20 protein-coding genes are annotated in these 17,406 nt (G+C 52.7%); 13 read left to right on the top strand and 7 right to left on the bottom strand.

Translation table 11 applies throughout. From position 1 onward, the window contains the following. Positions 1-266 precede the first annotated feature (266 nt). The gene (locus tag O0S10_RS00885) at positions 267-1,154 is read left to right on the top strand and encodes a hypothetical protein (protein ID WP_268923999.1); all 888 of its coding nucleotides are present in this window, start codon (positions 267-269) and stop codon (positions 1,152-1,154) included. After that, positions 1,120-1,572, top strand: a complete 453-nt coding sequence (locus O0S10_RS00890; RefSeq protein ID WP_268924000.1) for a type IV pilin N-terminal domain-containing protein — start codon at positions 1,120-1,122, stop codon at positions 1,570-1,572. The genes O0S10_RS00885 and O0S10_RS00890 overlap by 35 nt, the downstream gene beginning before the upstream one ends. On the opposite strand, the gene O0S10_RS00895 is transcribed toward O0S10_RS00890, so the two are convergent. The 4 genes from O0S10_RS00895 to O0S10_RS00910 all read right to left on the bottom strand — a co-directional run bounded on the left by O0S10_RS00895 (position 1,569) and on the right by O0S10_RS00910 (position 5,206). After that, entirely contained in the window at positions 1,569-2,297 is a 729-nt protein-coding gene (locus O0S10_RS00895; RefSeq protein ID WP_268924001.1) for a pentapeptide repeat-containing protein, read from the bottom strand. The genes O0S10_RS00890 and O0S10_RS00895 overlap by 4 nt on opposite strands. Before the next feature lie 70 nt (positions 2,298-2,367). Beyond that, positions 2,368-3,534, bottom strand: a complete 1,167-nt coding sequence (locus O0S10_RS00900) for an FAD-dependent oxidoreductase (protein ID WP_268924002.1) — start codon at positions 3,532-3,534, stop codon at positions 2,368-2,370. Positions 3,535-3,593: 59 nt separating this feature from the next. Then, complete coding sequence (locus O0S10_RS00905) at positions 3,594-4,625, bottom strand: AI-2E family transporter (RefSeq protein WP_268924004.1); 1,032 nt, start codon at positions 4,623-4,625, stop codon at positions 3,594-3,596. A gap of 80 nt (positions 4,626-4,705) precedes the next feature. Beyond that, a complete protein-coding gene (locus O0S10_RS00910; protein WP_268924005.1) occupies positions 4,706-5,206 on the bottom strand; it encodes a rubrerythrin family protein in 501 nt (166 codons plus the stop codon). 144 nt (positions 5,207-5,350) lie between these two features. Between O0S10_RS00910 and O0S10_RS00915 the strand changes: the two genes are divergently transcribed. From O0S10_RS00915 to O0S10_RS10495, 6 genes are all read left to right on the top strand, one after another. Beyond that, positions 5,351-6,043, top strand: coding sequence for a JAB domain-containing protein (locus O0S10_RS00915; RefSeq protein ID WP_268924006.1), 693 nt, complete (start codon positions 5,351-5,353; stop codon positions 6,041-6,043). Between the two features lie 28 nt (positions 6,044-6,071). Further along, on the top strand, positions 6,072-7,082 hold the full coding sequence (locus O0S10_RS00920) for an adenylosuccinate synthetase (protein ID WP_268924007.1): 1,011 nt from the start codon (positions 6,072-6,074) through the stop codon (positions 7,080-7,082). Positions 7,083-7,085: 3 nt separating this feature from the next. Further along, positions 7,086-7,265, top strand: coding sequence for a methytransferase partner Trm112 (locus O0S10_RS00925; RefSeq protein WP_268924008.1), 180 nt, complete (start codon positions 7,086-7,088; stop codon positions 7,263-7,265). A gap of 11 nt (positions 7,266-7,276) precedes the next feature. Next, positions 7,277-7,831: a DUF7524 family protein gene (locus tag O0S10_RS00930; protein ID WP_268924009.1), complete on the top strand. Its 555-nt coding sequence runs from the start codon at positions 7,277-7,279 to the stop codon at positions 7,829-7,831. Next, the gene (gene cbiB, locus O0S10_RS00935) at positions 7,813-8,763 is read left to right on the top strand and encodes an adenosylcobinamide-phosphate synthase CbiB (protein ID WP_268924010.1); all 951 of its coding nucleotides are present in this window, start codon (positions 7,813-7,815) and stop codon (positions 8,761-8,763) included. The genes O0S10_RS00930 and cbiB overlap by 19 nt, the downstream gene beginning before the upstream one ends. Positions 8,764-8,995: 232 nt before the next feature. Next, complete coding sequence (locus tag O0S10_RS10495) at positions 8,996-10,702, top strand: cache domain-containing protein (protein WP_268924011.1); 1,707 nt, start codon at positions 8,996-8,998, stop codon at positions 10,700-10,702. Positions 10,703-10,740: 38 nt separating this feature from the next. On the opposite strand, the gene O0S10_RS00945 is transcribed toward O0S10_RS10495, so the two are convergent. Beyond that, positions 10,741-11,709, bottom strand: coding sequence for a biotin--[acetyl-CoA-carboxylase] ligase (locus O0S10_RS00945; RefSeq protein WP_268924012.1), 969 nt, complete (start codon positions 11,707-11,709; stop codon positions 10,741-10,743). A gap of 12 nt (positions 11,710-11,721) precedes the next feature. Then, the gene (locus O0S10_RS00950; protein ID WP_268924013.1) at positions 11,722-12,480 is read right to left on the bottom strand and encodes a hypothetical protein; all 759 of its coding nucleotides are present in this window, start codon (positions 12,478-12,480) and stop codon (positions 11,722-11,724) included. Between the two features lie 115 nt (positions 12,481-12,595). Between O0S10_RS00950 and O0S10_RS00955 the strand changes: the two genes are divergently transcribed. From O0S10_RS00955 to O0S10_RS00975, 5 genes are all read left to right on the top strand, one after another. After that, positions 12,596-13,486 (top strand): thiamine pyrophosphate-dependent enzyme, encoded by an 891-nt coding sequence (locus O0S10_RS00955; RefSeq protein WP_268921986.1) that lies wholly within the window; start codon positions 12,596-12,598, stop codon positions 13,484-13,486. Beyond that, complete coding sequence (locus tag O0S10_RS00960) at positions 13,483-14,613, top strand: transketolase C-terminal domain-containing protein (protein WP_268924014.1); 1,131 nt, start codon at positions 13,483-13,485, stop codon at positions 14,611-14,613. The genes O0S10_RS00955 and O0S10_RS00960 overlap by 4 nt, the downstream gene beginning before the upstream one ends. Beyond that, positions 14,614-15,141, top strand: coding sequence for a 2-oxoacid:acceptor oxidoreductase family protein (locus tag O0S10_RS00965; protein WP_268924015.1), 528 nt, complete (start codon positions 14,614-14,616; stop codon positions 15,139-15,141). It abuts the gene before it with no gap. 1 nt (position 15,142) lies between these two features. Beyond that, positions 15,143-15,394: a 4Fe-4S binding protein gene (locus O0S10_RS00970; RefSeq protein WP_425438299.1), complete on the top strand. Its 252-nt coding sequence runs from the start codon at positions 15,143-15,145 to the stop codon at positions 15,392-15,394. A 118-nt stretch (positions 15,395-15,512) separates the two neighbouring features. Continuing rightward, positions 15,513-16,862 carry an ATP-binding protein gene (locus O0S10_RS00975; RefSeq protein ID WP_268924016.1) on the top strand — a complete coding sequence of 450 codons (1,350 nt, stop codon included), beginning with the start codon at positions 15,513-15,515 and terminating at the stop codon, positions 16,860-16,862. A 151-nt stretch (positions 16,863-17,013) separates the two neighbouring features. On the opposite strand, the gene O0S10_RS00980 is transcribed toward O0S10_RS00975, so the two are convergent. After that, positions 17,014-17,340 carry a hypothetical protein gene (locus O0S10_RS00980; protein WP_268924017.1) on the bottom strand — a complete coding sequence of 109 codons (327 nt, stop codon included), beginning with the start codon at positions 17,338-17,340 and terminating at the stop codon, positions 17,014-17,016. Positions 17,341-17,406: the final 66 nt, after the last annotated feature.

A 17,406-nucleotide genomic window follows, 5' to 3' on the forward strand; every position in this document is an offset into this window, starting at 1 on the left:
TTTCAAGACTGAAATCCTCTTCCAGAAGGATTCAACATCCCACGAATCATCAGTACGAAAAAAGAACAATGATTTTGGGAATATTTTTGGGATCGAAATCAGAATGGCATTAAATTTTCATGACGGAAATATTCTGGAAGTTCCCACACGGCATCTGCTCATTGAAGTTATTTGCGAGGAAAACCTAATTTTGGATTAATAGATTGAAATAATGTCAGAGAAGATACTATCACGTTGGCACAATGAGACTATCCTTCTGGAAAAGGATGCAGGAACCGGATACTGCATCCTCAATTGTGATAGGGTTTGTACTGCTGCTGGTACTTGCCGCTGCAGTTCTCGGTATCTGGACAGTGGTTGGACTTCCTGCACAGATGAAAGAGCAGGATGAACAAACGTTCCGGGAACTGCAGAGATCGTTTCTCCAGTACAAACTTGCAGCCGACACACTCAGAATCCAGGGCAACTATGATGCAGCTGTCGGGATCATTTTGCCACAGACGCAGGGCCTCACCTTCCGCGTCGTCCCCGACACCGGAGGGAAACTCAGTATCGTCACCGATGATGACCTCGGCAACAGCACAACCGTTCGGATCGGAAGAGTTTCCGCAGAAGCCGCCGGTTTTTCCGGAGAGCGATCGGTGGTGACGTATGAATCCGGAGGGATTCACATCAGAACCGGAGACGGAAATCCTGCATGGACAACTCCCGCACTGCTGCAGATATCGCCGGGTGAACCAGCCGCGGCACGAATTGAGATCGGCATCATTTCATTTACAGAGAATGCGGAGATCAGCGGCAACGGCCATCTGCCGGTAACGATGATGCTTCAGGAGTCCGCCGCAAGAACGCTGTACTGGAAGGACAATGCAACAATACAGTTCCAGAGTCCTGACGCGGAACAACGAAAACTGTGGGAGGCCGTGTTCTTTGAAACAAAGGAACGGATTGTGATAGGACCTGACGTCAGAATGCGTCGTCCTGATTCATCCACCATCGTGGTTCAAACAAAAAATGAAATCCCTCTTCTCACCATCAGACAAACCGATCCTCTTACCCTCCGGCTTGAAACGAAAACGAACACAACACTCTCCGAGGTAATCCTCCGCGAGGCAGTCTATGTTACAGGACCGGCAGAAATTATTCACGCATAACGATGCACTCACTCCCGTGGTGGCTTCGGTTCTCCTGCTTCTCATGGTTGCCGGATGCTGTACGGCAATAGGAATCATCGTGTTTCAGCAGATGGATGCAGAAGAATCAAACGCGCCCGATGCCCGGATTCAGACATCAGCGGAAAGCAAACACTTTCTCTATCATGCAGGAGGCGACACTCTGTACCGCAATACCATCACCGTCTATAATCTGGATAATGATATAACCCGCCGGACACTGGTAAACGGGAAAAAGGACTGGACGGTATGGAGGAGCGGAGAGTATCTCCAAAGCGAACAGACACTCTCAGACGTTTATCTTGTCTGGCATGGTCAGGGAAAAGATGTCATTCTCTACCACTACGGGATAAACAAAAAGACCGGAGTAACTCCGATCACAGATGCGGTCCCCGATTAAAACAGTGCCTTTTCCTTTTTCGCACCCGCAAGATTCGCACCGCCAAGCTCTGCGTGCCGGAGGTCTGCACCCGTAAGATCCGCCTGCCAGAGATCCGCACCTTCCAGATGCACATGCGAAAGATTCGCCCCGGAAAGATTCACATGCCGGAGATCCGCACCTTCCAGATGCGCATAGCAGAGTACTGCGCCCGACAGATCCAGATTACGCAATGACGCCTCCTCAAGGTATGCCCCGTACAGCCGTACATCACCGTCCGCTTTGGAAAGCTCCGTCTTATACCACTCATTCCATGCCCCGATATTTCCTGACTCCGCCGCTTCCCGAAGCCGGGATGCGTGATCTGGATCAAACTTGATCCGGTCTGCCGGATCGTACACTGCCGCATCCGGATTTGCACCGGAAAGTTCTGCACCTGCAAGAAACGCCCGCCAGAGATTGGTTCCGGCAAGATTTGCATTCGCCAGATTCGCATGCTTCAGATACGAGTAGGAGAGATCCGCACCCTGCAGCTGGGCAAACCGGAGATCCGCACCCTCCAGATACCAGTAGGCGAGATCCGCACCCGCAAGATGTGCGCCATATATGTCCGTACTGCGGAGAAAGAGATTGTCCGCGAGATACTCCGCATACCAGCTGTTCCACTCCGTAAAGTCCATCAACTCAGAACCGCGGCGAAGCCGCGCATACTGATCCTGATTAAACCGGATGCGATGTGGGGGCATAACTTGGACAAACCTCGTTTTGTATTGTTATGTGCGTACGGTATAAGAACATGTCCCCGGGTAACGGGATCTATTTTCTCAGGTACGCATACGCGGCAAGCGAGGCTTTGATCCCGTCTCCCGCTGCGATACCGATCTGTTTGCTCTCAACAGAGGTTGCATCGCCTGCAGCAAACAGTCCCGGAACATCAGTTCTGCAGTTTTCGTCAACAAGAATCTCGCCAAAGGCATTCATACCGACAATGCCCGTAAACACCGCAGTGTTCGGTGTAAGGCCGAGTCCGAGAAACAGCCCGTCAATCTCAAGACGGTTCGTGTTAGCCGGGTCCGGGCGCGGCGCGATATCGATGGCAGCAAGCGCTCCGTCGCCGTGAAGACCGGTAATCACAACCCCGGTCTCGATGACCACGTTCTTCTTCTCTTTAAGGCGGTCAATGGTGATCGCATCCGCTTTCAGGGGGCTGCGGGAGATCAGATACACAACCGATGCAATGCTGCTCATCTCAAGCGCCATATCTGCGGCAGTATTGCCGCCTCCGTACACCGCAACCCGCTTTCCTTTGAAAAGCGGACCATCACAGGTTGTACAGACAGAGACCCCTTTTCCGAACAACTCCGCCTCGCCCGGAACTCCGCTGAGTTTCGGAGTTCTGCCGGACGCAGCTATCACAGCCTTTGCAGTGAACTCACGACCGGAAAGCGTCTTAACGAAGAACGTCCCGTTTCGCACAGAAAAATCCGTTACCACATCATCAAAGATAACAGCACCTGCCACTTCGGCCTGATCCGCAAACAGGCGCATCAGGGACTCACCCGATATCCGGTAAAAACCCGGATAGTTTTCAATCTCAGAACTTCGTGTGATCATGCCGCCGCGGGCACCACCGATAACCAGTGTCTCAAGACCTTTGCGGCCTGCATACATTGCAGCCGCAAGTCCCGCGGCACCCGAGCCAATAATGATCAGCTCGTGATCCGCGGAGATCTCTTTGCCTTTGTCGATGCTGAGCCGTGCCTCGATCCGCGGACGATCGAATCCCACGATCACTTCGCCGTCGATAATGATCACCGGCACGCCCCGCTGGCCGGTAAGATCGATCATCTCGCGGGCGGCATCTGCATCCTCCCCCACATCGATCGCGTGATAGGGAATATTATTCTGCGCAAGCCATGCCTTCAGATTATTACAGTGCGGGCACTGTTTGGTGGAGTACACGGTAATATCAGGAACAGTCATACTCCAACTTTTGGTGCGGGAAAATTAAAAAGGTGGGATAGAGGCACCGCCCGTTCCGGTTATGATGCATCGGCGGGTTTGGAAGTTTTCATCCGCCGCATCTCTTTGAAAAAGATTTCATAGCCGGTAATTCCCAGAACCAGCAGAACCGGACCAAGAACAAAACCGAGCAGCCCCATAGTCATCGCACCGCCGAAAAATCCGACGAACATCAGCATCGGACGAATCTGTACCCGTTTCCCGGTGAGTTTCGGTCGGAGAATAATATCCGTCACCACGCAGATGAGGAAGTAGCCTACCGTGCAGATCAGAACAACGCCACGCCAGTCACCGATACACAGGGCATACAATCCCACGAAGATCAAAATCAGAATCGGGCCGAGGAACGGAATCAGGGCAAACACCGCACACAGCATCGCATAAAACATCTCGTGACCGTAGCCGAGCATGAGGAAAAAGCCGTAGGCCAGAAAGAAGGTAAGAATCGAGATGAACACATGCACAATATAGAGGGAATAGAGAATGTCCTTGGTTTTGGACGCCATCAAAGCGACATTCTCCCGGGAACTCTCCGGAAGAACAGACCAGATGTCTCCCCAGATACGGTCACCGAGAACAATGAAGCTGTAGAGGAGAGCATAGAACAGGATGATGTCGATGATGAGCGCCGGGACGAGTTCGGCAAGGGTGATGACAAGTTTGGGAAATGCGGCGGTGATCATCGATCCAAGAGAAGATACAAGATCTCCGGCAGCGGCATCGCCGCCCGAACTTCCGAGGATCCGAAAGCCGGTATCTGCCATTACACGAAGGATGGAAAGCAGATACTCAATATCGGAAAGCAGAACAACCACAACTGCAATGCCGATACCGACCACTGCACCGGTAATTATGGTGGTAATCGTACCGGCAGAAATCCATGCAGGCATTTTTTGAATCAGTCTGCGATGCAGCGGCATGCAGACGACTGCAATGGACAGGGCGAAAACGGCGATGAACAGATAGTCGCGTGCGAGAAAAAGCGTCAGCAGAGCAACGGCAGCAATAATGATCAGGCTGAGATTGTCCCGTGCAAAGGCACTGAAATTCATTGAGTAGTAATCAGCCCTGGAGAGTGATAAAGACCGTGTGGATTGATACAAAAAAGTTGGAAATGGGGGTTGATAAAAATTTACTCAACGATCTTGAAGGATGCGCCGGGAATACCGCAGATCGGGCAGCGGTCGGAGGTCTTGTTGATCTCAATGTTGCCGCAGACCGGGCAGAGGTAGACGGTTTTGACTTCGAAGTCGCGGCCTGCCTTGACTGCTTCAAGTGCCTGCTTGTAAAGGTCGGCGTGAACTGCTTCCGCTTTCATTGCGTGTTCGAAGGTGATGAGTGCATCCTGACGGCCCTCTGCCTCGGCAACTTTGATGAAGGAGGGGTACATCTCATTGGTCTCGTGCAGTTCGCCTGCCATGCCGGCTTCAAGGTTTGCAACGGTCGTTCCGATGTAGCCGCCGACACGGAGAAGACGGCGTGCGTGAATCTCCTCAGCTGCGGAGGTTGCACGGAACAGCTTTGCAACGTGGTCGTATCCCTCGTCTGCTGCTGCTTCGGAGAAGGATTTGTACTTACGGTTTGCCTGTGACTCACCGGCAAAAGCATCTGCAATGCATGTCTTAGTGTCCATGTACTATTATTTGCAAAAGTTGAGGAATAAAGGTTTGGGATGGGTACCAGCTCTGGTAAAAATCCTCAAACATTTTGAAAAAAATTCCGTGAATCCCTGCGACACATTAATATAATTTCTTTTCCGATAACTCATCAGAGCGGCATGAGTCTGAAAAACACAGCTGAGATCGATCGACCGCGGGAGAAACTGATCGCAAACGGGCCCCAGAGCCTGACACTCGCAGAGCTCATCGCGGCGATCATCGGCCGCGGGACGGCAAAAAATGATGCCCTCAAGATTGGCAGAACCATTGCGGATATTCTGATGAAGCACACATATGCAACGTCCATACAGGACGTTGCCGCGGTTGACGGCATGGGACCGGCAAAGGCCTGCCAGATTCTCGCAGCACTTGAACTCGCCCGGCGGTTTCCTCCGCCGGACAGAAAAAATGCAAAGATTCGATGTGCCGAGGACATTCTGCCGTTCGTCAGCCAGTACCGCTACGATCAGCAGGAGAACGTGATAGCGGCAACCCTGTCCGGAGCACATGAGATTCTCAATATCCGGGTAGTGACACGGGGTCTCGTCAACCAGAGTCAGATTCATCCCCGCGAAGTGTTTGCGGATGCGGTAACCGACCGGGCAGCAGCAGTAATCCTCGTCCACAACCATCCGTCGGGAAATCTCACGCCGAGTGCCAGAGACATTCTCATGACCAGAGCGATTCAGGAATCAGGGAATATTCTTGGGATCAAACTGCTGGATCATCTGATTATCGGGCCGTGCGACGGGTTCCTGAGTGTCCTCGGATCGTTCGGGGATGACACCCATGCAAACCAAGACCTTATGTGATTGAGCCGCCCATAGATATTGATACAGTATGCCAAGCACGATCATTGTCGGCGGTTTTTTTGGTGACGAGGGAAAAGGAAAGATCGTCGCCCACATTGCCCAGCAGGATAAAGCAACAATTATTGCACGCGGTGGTGTCGGGCCGAACGCCGGCCACACCGTAGAGGTGGGAGACAAAAAATATGGCGTGCGGATGGTGCCGTCAGGTTTTATCTATCCCCATGCAAAACTCATGATCGGCAGCGGCGTTCTGGTTGACCCGCGGGTCTTTGCCCATGAGCTGGAAGTGCTTGGATGCAGAGACCGCACCTTCGTTGACAGCCGCTGCGGAATCATCGAAGAGGAGCACATCTACAAGGACAAGCACGACGACCACCTTTCCAAGACGGTCGGTTCTACCGGTTCCGGCTGTGGTCCGGCAAACTCCGATCGTGTAATGCGGACGGCACGCCTCGCAAAGGATGTTCCGGAACTTGCCCCCTATATTACTGATGTTGCCCAGAATGTGAACGATGCAATCGATGCAGGCGAGTCCGTGGTCATTGAAGGAACACAGGGATTCGGCATCTCCCTCTACTACGGAAACTATCCGTTTGTGACCAGCAAGGATACGTCCGCCTCACAGATGGCAGCAGACGTCGGTGTCGGCCCGACCAAGATCGATGATGTGGTCGTGGTCTTCAAGGCATTCCCGACCAGAGTCGGCGAAGGACCGTTCCCGACCGAGCTGACCCACGACCAGTCCATTGCGATGGGCATTCAGGAGTTCGGCACCGTCACACACCGCGAGCGGAGAATCGGTACCTGGGACGGAAAGATGGCACGCTACTCGGCAATGATCAACGGCTGCACGGCAATCGCCATCACCGGTGTTGACCACATCGACAAGGATGTCTTCGGCATTAAGGAGTACAGCAAACTCACACCGAAGGTCAGGGAGTTCCTCGAACAGATCGAATCCGACACCGGATGTCCGGTCGGCATTATCTCGACCGGTCCGGAACAGTCGCAGATCATCGATATCAGATCCGAGCTGTAAACTATGAAACGCTGGGTCCTCGACATTATCTGCTGCCCTGTCTGCAAGGGAAACTTTATGCTTACAGAGATGGAGGGTAATGATACAGATATTGTCGAAGGACTCCTGACCTGCACATCCTGCAAACGGGTGTATCCGATCTCCTCCGGCATTGCAAACCTTCTTCCGAATCAGGAGGACTGAGGTACTCTACCATGGCCATTGTTGAAATTCAGCTGAACCGTCTGGGAATAAATTCCCTTGAACTATCCACCGACGCCGTGGATGTGAGCGCGGGAACCGCGCTGCACATCCGGTTTGTGAACCACGGGTCCCCGACACACGCAACGCTGCGTTGTGAGGCGTCTGCCTACACGGATTTTACGTACGAAAATATCTATGTGGAAGGCGAATCGGAACTTGAGATCAAGATGAAGGAGGATGCGGGAACAGGGAGTTTTGACATGCAGGTCATTACCGGTTACGGCATGCGCCGTGAGGCGTTTACAATCAATGTACTGAAGTCCTGCCCGGTTCCGGCACCAGAACCGATCATCTTCCCGGAAGAGCCGATCGTCGAACCAAAGAGAGCATCCGTTGGTGCGGGTGCCGGAAAAGCGGTGATGATTCTCATTATGCCGATCATCGCTGCGATCATCATTGCACTGTGGCAGTTCGGTTACCTCAATATTGACGGACATGCCATGACGATTATTGTGTACCTTGTTATGCTCGCCGGAGTCATCATCGCATGGCGTTCGGTGCAGTAATACTTTTTTTTGCAGTTATTCTCGATCGGCTGATCGGCGATCCCCGTTCCCGCTGGCACCCGGTGGTACTTCTTGGAACAGTGATCGGGTGGTGGGGAAAAACCGGTTATTACCCAAAACAACTGGAACGCTTCACCGGGATTGCCGGATGGCTGCTGACCGTTGTGATCTTCACCCTGCCGTTCCTTCTGATATGCCTGATCCCAAACCAGTACTGGTTCATTCAGATTCCGCTTGCAGTGGTGCTGCTGTCGTTCTGCTTTGCATCGCGATCCCTGGAAGAACATGTGACAGCTGTCGAGACGGCACTTGCCCGGGGAGAAGCCGAAGGGAGAACAGCAGTCCAGATGCTGGTCAGTCGTGATGCAGAAAAATTATCCTTCGAACAGGTGCGGTCCGCAGCATACGAATCGGCATCGGAAAATCTGGTGGACAGTATCGTTGCACCCCTCTTCTGGTTTGCTGTCTTTGAACTGTTGTTCGGAATGGGAATTGTCGGAGCGGCACTGTTCCGGGCGGCGAATACGATGGATGCGATGCTCGGCTACAAAGATGATCGTATCCGTATCGGCTGGTTTGCTGCACGGATGGACGACGTTCTTGCCTGGATTCCCGCACGGATCACCGGCGGCCTGCTGCTCATCCTGTTTGCCTGCCGCGGAAGAGCAGGGAAAGCTTTTGCCGCTTTCCGGGCGGACGGGAAAAAACGTCCGGGGTTCAACGGCGGTATCCCCATGAGCCTGATTGCCGGAGGATGCGGCGTGATGTTTGACAAACCGGGCGTGTACACGATCGGCTCGCCCGAACAAACACTGGAGAAAGGCGGACGCTGCATTATCAGAACACTCAGAGAGACAACGATTCTTTTTTCGGCACTGCTGCTTCTCCTCCTGCTGATCATTCAGGGAGATCTCTTCTCGCTCCTTCCCTGAGAATTCTCCGGGAGAGAGTGTATATTCTGCGGGACTGACTCTGAAGACAGCGCCGTATCGTGAGGTGCAACGCACTACATTTAGAATTTTTTAAATACTACGATTGGGGTGCGAGGTAGTTTGATAATACCTCAATGAGTATACAATATAATATCTGAATTGAAATATTTTTGCGAAGAACAGACAACTTCGAATGAAATAAAATTATTTCTGAAAACAAGGGATGGAACAAGTGTCAAAAATTGATGCGATGAACATCGGAAGGAAGTGTGGGATTGTACTGCTTCTTGCGGCACTGCTGATCCTCACAGTATCCTCGGCGGGATGCATCAGCCAGCCAGTGCAGGAACCCTCACTGGAAGAAAAATATGCAGACCAGCTTGCCGCAGCAAAAAATCTGACGACCATTGTCGAAACGTACGTCGTGAACGGGAGTCAGGCCCTCCGGGAAGCAGCAGGCATTATCGCAGAAGATCCGACCAATGAAACTCTGGTGGATCAGACGTTTGCCGACATCTACACCGCCCATACTTCAGTAAAATACTTCCTCGTCGTAAACCCCGAAAAACAGATCATCGATGCATGTCCCGCGGAAAACCCGATCATCACTCCGTACATCAGTGTCATGGTTAAGAATCCGGAGACCACCTACTCCGCAGACTCTCCGGCCATAACCATGAAAACCGTAGGAATTGGCACGGGTGACGAAATCCTGGTTTCCATCCTCCCGCTGATTACCAAAGACGGAACATACACGGGATATCTCATCGTCGTATTCGACCCGGCCATAATCTATGAAAAACTCGTAAAGAGTTTTGAAGAGACCACCGGATACTCCGCATGGATCATCGAACAGAACGGAAATATTCTCTACACCCCGGAAAGATCACAGAGGGAAGATAGTATCCTGCTGATGACAGCGCCGAACCAGACGGAACTGAATATACTGACGCAGGCAATTCTCAATACAAAATCCGGCGTGAAAACCTACTCCACCTACAGCTACGGAAAACTCAAAATCGTCAACCGGGTTGCCGCATGGGACTCTGCCCGTGTCCCGGCAGACGTAAGTATCTCCAGCCCGATCGTCGTCGTAACCTCCGACATCGACAGCACCATACAGGTGGACACCCCCACCAGAACCACCAACCTCAGACTGGAAGAGTTTGCCCTCAGCGCCTACCTCTCTATTCAAAAAACCGGAGCAAAAGCAGCCCTCGCAGAGTTCAACAAACCGGACGGAAACTTCACGACGCAGGAGTACTACGTCGCCGCATTTGACATAAACAACACCCAGCTCGCAAATCCCTACCGGCCGGGACTTCTCGGTGCAGACCGGACGGAGTATGTGGACATCAACGGAGTATCCACCGTCAAAATGTTTACCGGCCGGGCAAAACAGGGAGGCGGTTACGTCACCATGGTCTATGAAAATCCGGCTGACAATATGGAATCGCAACTAAAAGTCAGCTACGTCCTCCCGATCAACGAGACCTGGTATATTACGACCGGTGAGTACTATCCGGAGATCCGTGCTATCATATCCCCGGATACCCGGATGGAAATGATACAGTATGGCCGGGAGATAATAGTATTCATTCAGAAAGAAGGACGGGAAGCAGCCCTCGCCTCCCTCAATAACGGATCCCACTACCGCAGCGACATTGAGCTCAGCATCTATGACTCCGCAGGAAACTCCCTTGTTCACGACCCGAATCCCTGGTCAACCGAAAATCTGCTGGGAATCACCGACATCTACGGAGCATCCATAGGACGCGACGTACTCACAATAGCACACGAAGGCGGAGGATTCAACTACATCAACCTCCCGTCGAAGAGCGATGCCACAACCCAGCTGTCGTTGGGATATGTACATCCAATCGATGATGAATGGTTCATCCTGCTCACCGTACCAATGAAGATAATAGAAACGGTTTGAGAGTTCCGAAAAAGACCGGAGCCGCGTGATACAAAAAATTAGTCACGGGGCCGGACGCTGACCTCTCCGGAGGAGAGCGTCCGGCGTCCGGCTGCGGTTTCTATCACAAGGCCGCCGGAGTTGTCCACATCAACCGCAACGGCATCGCACCAGACATTGTTTTCCAGAAACCGGATTGGTTTTCCCAGAAGCATGGATCGTTTCCGGTATTCATCAAGAAAGGATCGATCGGGCAGTGCTGCGGAAAGTTCAAGCAGATGATTTGCCACGAGTGCGGCAAGACGGTTACGGGAAAAGTCAGGCCGCTGTCCGAAGAGCGAACCTGCAACCTGTTTGATCTCATCGGGGAATCCCGGATCAACCACATTGATGCCAATACCTACGACCACACACTCAACCACGCCGGACTCAAAGCCGCTGACCGCCTCGGTAAGAATACCGCAGATCTTTTTTTTCTGCACAAACACATCGTTGACCCATTTGATCTCGGGCGTCTGATCCGACACCTCTTCGACAGCCCGCGCAACCGCGACGGAGGCCGCGGTGGTGATCAGCACTGCATCCGTTATTGCAAGATTCGGCCGGAGCACGACACTCATATAGACACCGGAACTTTTCGGCGAGTAAAAGGATCGGCCAAGGCGTCCGCGGCCCTGTGTCTGTTCCTCAGCAAGAACCATTGTCCCGTGTACCGCGCCCGCAACCGCAAGAGCCTTTGCATCCTCATTCGTGGAGCCGGTGACTTTGTGAATCGTGATGGGAATGTCGCAATATTCCGGAGACAGATACAGCCGGATTCCTTCCGGCGACAGGATATCCGTGTCGGCGGCAAGGCAGTACCCTTTATTGGTCACCGCGGACACCGCGTAACCTTCCGCCTCAAGTGACTTCACTGCCTTCCACACTGCAGACCGGGAAACACCGAGCATTGATGCGATCTCCTCACCGGAAAAAAACCTGCCGCGGTTTTCCTCCAGGATACGGAGCACGGACGCTTTGGTTGTCATAAAAAAAGAGGGTTATGCCGGCTGGGCAATAACGTTCTTCGGCAGCATGAAGTTGACGACAAACTCCGGAATGGATCTGTCGCTCAGAATAAGCATCTTGAAGTAGGCCTGGTTTTCTGCGGTCCTGCCCTGATACTCAAGAGAGACTTTGTAGTTGATCGTCATGATTGGAACTTTACCGAACAGGGTGGTCAGTGTTGCGGCCTGTTCACCGATCACAATCGGTTCACCGCGGATCAGCTTGGTGGGTGTACCTTTATCAATGGAGAACATCATTTCGTCCCCGGTGCCAAGAGCGATCAGTTTGTGACCGCTGATGTCAACCTCTTCTCCAATCGGGAACCAGACGCTGTACGTGGTGATGTAGGGATAGTTCGTTGTGGTACCGGGCTGGACTGAGACTCCCGCTGAGGCGACCAGAACGATCAGCACCAGAACGATCAGAAGAATGATGCCGCCGATCACTTTCCGTCTGCGACTCTTGCTCCTGGCCTGTTTTTCCTGTCTCTTGCGCTCCGCTTCCTCTGCTGCGAGCCGCTGGGATTCAAGTTCCGCCTGCATCTTTGCATCGGCAGCTGCTTTCTGGGACTCCAGCTCCAGCTTCATCTTTGACTCGGCGGCAGCTTTCTCCTCAGCAGCAGCGGCGGCAGCATGGGCTTCCGCTGCTGCCTGTGCTTCCGCCTCTGCCTTTTCGCGGTTGAGGCGCTCCACCTCCTTTTGCAGCTCCTCGATCTTTTTCGGGTCTGCACCCGTACTCGGGTCTTCACTCATAATAACAGTTAATTGGCGGACAGAGATAAAATAATTTTGCCGGTTGAAAATCCGTCGGTTAACCGTACTCAAGAAAAAGCCTCATTATTAATCATGACAAATAAGTACCCATTTCATGACGGAAATTCCAAAAGAGGAAATGCTGTTAAAATGTCCGTCCACCTGTGCCGGGTGCGGATCTTTACTGGCACTCCGATATATTCTGAAAGCGGCGGGAAAGGATACGGTTCTCGTGATCCCGGCCTGCTGTAACAGTGTAATTCAGGGCGTGTACCCGTACATGCTGCATACCGTGCCGGTGTACAACATTGCGTTTGCAGCAGCAGCCGCGTGCGCTTCGGGAATGAGTGAGGCCTTCCGAGCTGTCGGGAAGAAGACGAATGTCATCGTCTATGCAGGCGACGGCGGAACCGCCGATATCGGTATTCAGGCACTGTCCGGGGCTCTGGAGCGGGGAGAGGATTTCCTTTACATCTGCTACGACAACGAGGCATACGGGAACACCGGTATGCAGCGGTCGGGGGCCACACCGCTTGGTGCAATTACGACAACGACGCCGAACGGAAAGACCGTCAACAAAAAAGATCTCGACAGAATCATCGAGGCACACAATCTGCCGTATCAGGCAACCGCATGTGCATCGTACCCTGCTGACATCTACAATAAAGTGAAGAAGGCACTTTCAATTCCCGGACCGAAGTTCATGCACATCCTGGCACCCTGCCCGCCGGGCTGGAGAACGCCGTCGGAGAAGACGGTGGAGATAGGCAAGATGGCAGTGAAGTCAGGTATCTGGGTGCTCTGGGAGAAGGAGTATGACAAATTCACCATAAGTGCCCCGTCGCGGGCGGCGATGAAAAAGCCCGCACCGGTTATCGATTACCTGAAAGCCCAGGGAAGATTCCGCAAAGTGGATGAGGCAACCGCTGCACGGATTCAGGCACAGGTTGATAAGAACCTGAAGAAGGTTGCAGCGGAAGCTGCATACTCGGAGGAGAACGCATGAGCGAAAAACTGGTGATGTCAACCGGCAACAAGGCCGTGGCAGCAGCCGTCAAGATGGCAAAGCCGACGGTGGTCGCGGCATATCCGATCACCCCGCAGACCGAGATCATTGAGTCGATTGCAGATTATGTGGAGAGCGGTGCAATGGATGCCCGCTACATTCCGGTCGAGTCGGAGCATTCGGCGATGACCGCCTGTATCGGTGCATCGATTACAGGTGTCCGTGTGTTTACGGCAACGAGTTCACACGGACTGTTGTACATGCACGAGATGCTGCACTGGGCGGCAGGTGCCCGTCTGCCGATTGTGATGGGGCAGGTAAACCGGACGCTTGCACCCGGATGGAACATCTGGGCAGAGCACTCGGATTCGCTGTCGCAGCGCGATACGGGATGGCTGCAGGTGTATGTGTCAACCGTGCAGGAGGCGTACGATGCGACGCTGATGGCGTTCAGAATTGCTGAGGACAACCGTGTGCTTCTGCCGGTGATGATCAATATGGACGGGTTCCTGCTGTCCCACATTATGCAGCCGTTTGAAATGACGGAGCCGGGAGATTTCATTCCGCCGATCCATCTGCCGCACAAGATCGATGTGGAAAATCCGATGGGATACGGCGCGATGTCGCCCTCTGATATTCACTTCACGTTCCGGTATGATATGGAGAAGGCGATGAAGAGCGCCCGTACGGTGATTGCCGAGACTGAGGCTGAGTTTGCGAAGCGGTTCGGCAGAAGCTATGCACCGGTTGAGGAGTATCTCTGTGATGATGCGGATGTGGTGATCGTTGCGATGGGAACTCTCGGTAAAGAGGCTGAGGTTGCCGCAGACCTGCTCCGCAAGGAAGGTGTCAAGGCAGGCGTGATGCGTATCCGCTGGCTGCGGCCGTTCCCGCTCGATATGAAGATTGAGGGTAAGGAACTGGTTGTGATTGACCGTGATTATTCGTTCGGATTCGGCGGTGTTGTTGCCGGAGAGATTCAGGCGAGATATCCCGGGGCAAAGATTGCGAGAGTTATCGCCGGTCTCGGCGGCCAGGAAGTGACGTATGAGGATATGGCGGAACTCGTCCGCACGCGGAAGATCGGTACGGAGTTCTGGTTCGGTATTCCTGAGGAGGAGCAGTAAATGTACGAGATTCGGATTCATTCACGCGGTGGTCAGGGCGGGGTAACCGCGGCCCGTATGATGGCGTCTGCGGCAGTGAAGGACGGAAAGTTTGCGACAGCATGTCCGTTCTACGGTGCGGAGCGCCGCGGCGCACCGATCGTTTCGTTCGTGCGGATTGATGATCACCCTGTGCGGATTTATTCGCAGATCAAAAAGCCGGACATGATCATCGTGCTTGACCCGACCGTGATGGACACGGTAAATGTACTGGACGGTCTGAAGGAGGGGGGTGCGATCTTCATTAACACGCATGAGGATGTGCAGTTCCCCGATCAGTTCACGGTGCACAAGGCGGATCTGACGGGCATTGCTCTGTCGGAGAATCTGGTTGTTGCGGGAAGTCCGATTCTGAATACGCCGGTGATTGGGGCGCTTGCAAAGCTGGGTCTCTTTACGCCGGAGTCGGGCACGAAGGCAATCACGGAGACGTTTACAGATGCCCGGAATGTGACGGTTGCAAAGAAGGCATACAACGAGGTGATCTGAAATGACAATGCCGAAGATGACGATCAGTGTCCCAAAAGAAGGGGCAATGGGGCAGACGGGTTCCTGGCGGACGTTTCGTCCGGTGGTGAACCGCGAGATCTGTAACCACTGCGGTATCTGTGCGATGTACTGTCCTGATGCGGTGATCGATCCCGACAACGAGGAGATCGATCTGGTGTACTGTAAGGGCTGCGGGATTTGTGCCAACGAGTGCCCGAAGAAGTGTATTGAGATGGTGAGAGAGGAGCATTAAGGCATCTCTCCGGTTTTCTTTTTTTTAGGATAATATTATTATCGTGCAAAACCCATTCTGTGTAAAAGTGTGATCACACGCCATTTATTTCATGGAAAAATGTGATCAGGATCACGAAATGGAACGCACCGCAATTCATGAGCTGGAAAAATGGAGGGCATCCCGGTACCGGAAACCGTTAATCGTGAACGGAATCAGGCAGGTAGGTAAAACCTGGCTGCTGAAGGAGTTCGGGAGACGTCACTATACCAATACGGCGTACTTCAACTTTGAGGAGCAGCCGGAGTTCCGGGAGTTTTTTGCAACAACAAAAGATCCGTCCCGCATTTTGCAGAATCTGATGATGGCAAGCGGCCAGACGATTACGCCGGAAACAACACTGATTATTTTTGATGAGATTCAAGAGGCACCGGATGCGCTGACCGCACTGAAGTACTTCGCGGAACATGCGCCGGAGTATCACATCGCCTGTGCCGGTTCGCTTCTGGGTGTTGCTCTGGCAAAACCGTCTTCCTTTCCGGTAGGGAAAGTGGATTTTCTGGAGATGTATCCGATGAGTTTTTCAGAGTTTCTTCTTGCCTGCGGGGATGAGAATCTTACCACCTATCTGGAGAGTCTGGATGCTGTGGAACCGTTGCCGGATGCATTTTTCAATCCGCTGTATGAGAAGCTGAAGATGTATTTCATCTGCGGCGGCCTGCCGGAGGTCGTGCTGGCATGGGCGGAGGATCAGAATGTGGATGAGGTGCAGAAGCGGCTTGCCAATATCATCACGGCATATGAACGGGACTTTGCAAAACATATGAGTCCGAAGGATTACCCGAAGGCAACGCTTATCTGGAACTCGGTTCCGTCCCAGCTCGCAAAGGAGAATAAAAAATTCATCTACCGCGTGGTAAAGGAGGGAGCACGGGCGCGGGAGTATGAGGATGCGTTACAGTGGCTGTGCGATGCGAAGCTTCTCGTGAAGGTGTACCGTAACAGTACGCCGAGACTGCCGATGGCAGCCTATGATGATATTTCCGCTTTCAAACTCTACCTCGCGGATGTGGGACTGCTGCGAAGGCTGGCACAGCTGGACCCTTCCGTATTCCGTGAGAGGAACAGACTTTTTGCGGAGTTCAAGGGATCGCTCAGTGAAAATTATGTTCTTCAAGCCCTGACCCCGCAGTTTGACGCAGACCTGCGGTACTGGGCAATGGATCATCCAGACTATGAGGTTGATTTTCTGCTTCAGCGGAAAAATGATGTTATTCCGGTTGAGGTGAAGTCGGAGGGAAACGTTGAGGGACGCAGCCTGAAAAAATTTAAAGAAAAATACGGGGATGAGGTAAAGATACGGGTCAGGTTCTCTTTGGCGAATTTGAAGCTGGACGGGGATGTGCTGAACATCCCGCTGTTTCTCGCGGATTCTACGGATAAGCTGATCGGGATTGCATTGCGGGAACTGTACGGAGAGGAATACTGAGGTTTGAAGTACGGGTGTGCCCGGCGGATTTTTTTTCGTTTCCGGTGGAGACGGGGAAATGTTCCCGGAAGAGATAACAACAAAAAAGAAGTGGTGATGGATCGTTTCTACCGGATGAAGAAAAAAAATCTTCCGCAGGTCCTGAAAAAAATTATTTTTTCTCGGAATATTTTTCCTCTGCCATATCGTTCTGCGGCAGAGTTGCAAGCAGGCGCTTGATGGTGTGTTCGTTGCCTTCGATGATTTTGAGGAGGAGCGTTCGCTCCTGCTCCATCTGCTGCATCATGGCGGCGACCTGATCTTTGAGATTCGTTATCTCCTCGGACAGTTCGGCTATGACTTTCTGCGTCGAAACATCTGTTCCGGCAACACCGCCTATCTCCACCCAGTGGCGGCATGCCCCGTTGATCTCCGCGGTTCTGTCATGCGTGTTCTGTTCAGCAAGCCGATCAATTTCTTTGAGGATGGGATTTGGCATGCGGAATGTGACAGAGGAAGAAGGATTGAGTTTGGATCGCGCCATTGGTAGTTATTCTATTTTTCA

The sequence above is a fragment of the Methanocorpusculum petauri genome (assembly GCF_026891975.1).
GTDB classification, from domain to species: domain Archaea; phylum Halobacteriota; class Methanomicrobia; order Methanomicrobiales; family Methanocorpusculaceae; genus Methanocorpusculum; species Methanocorpusculum petauri.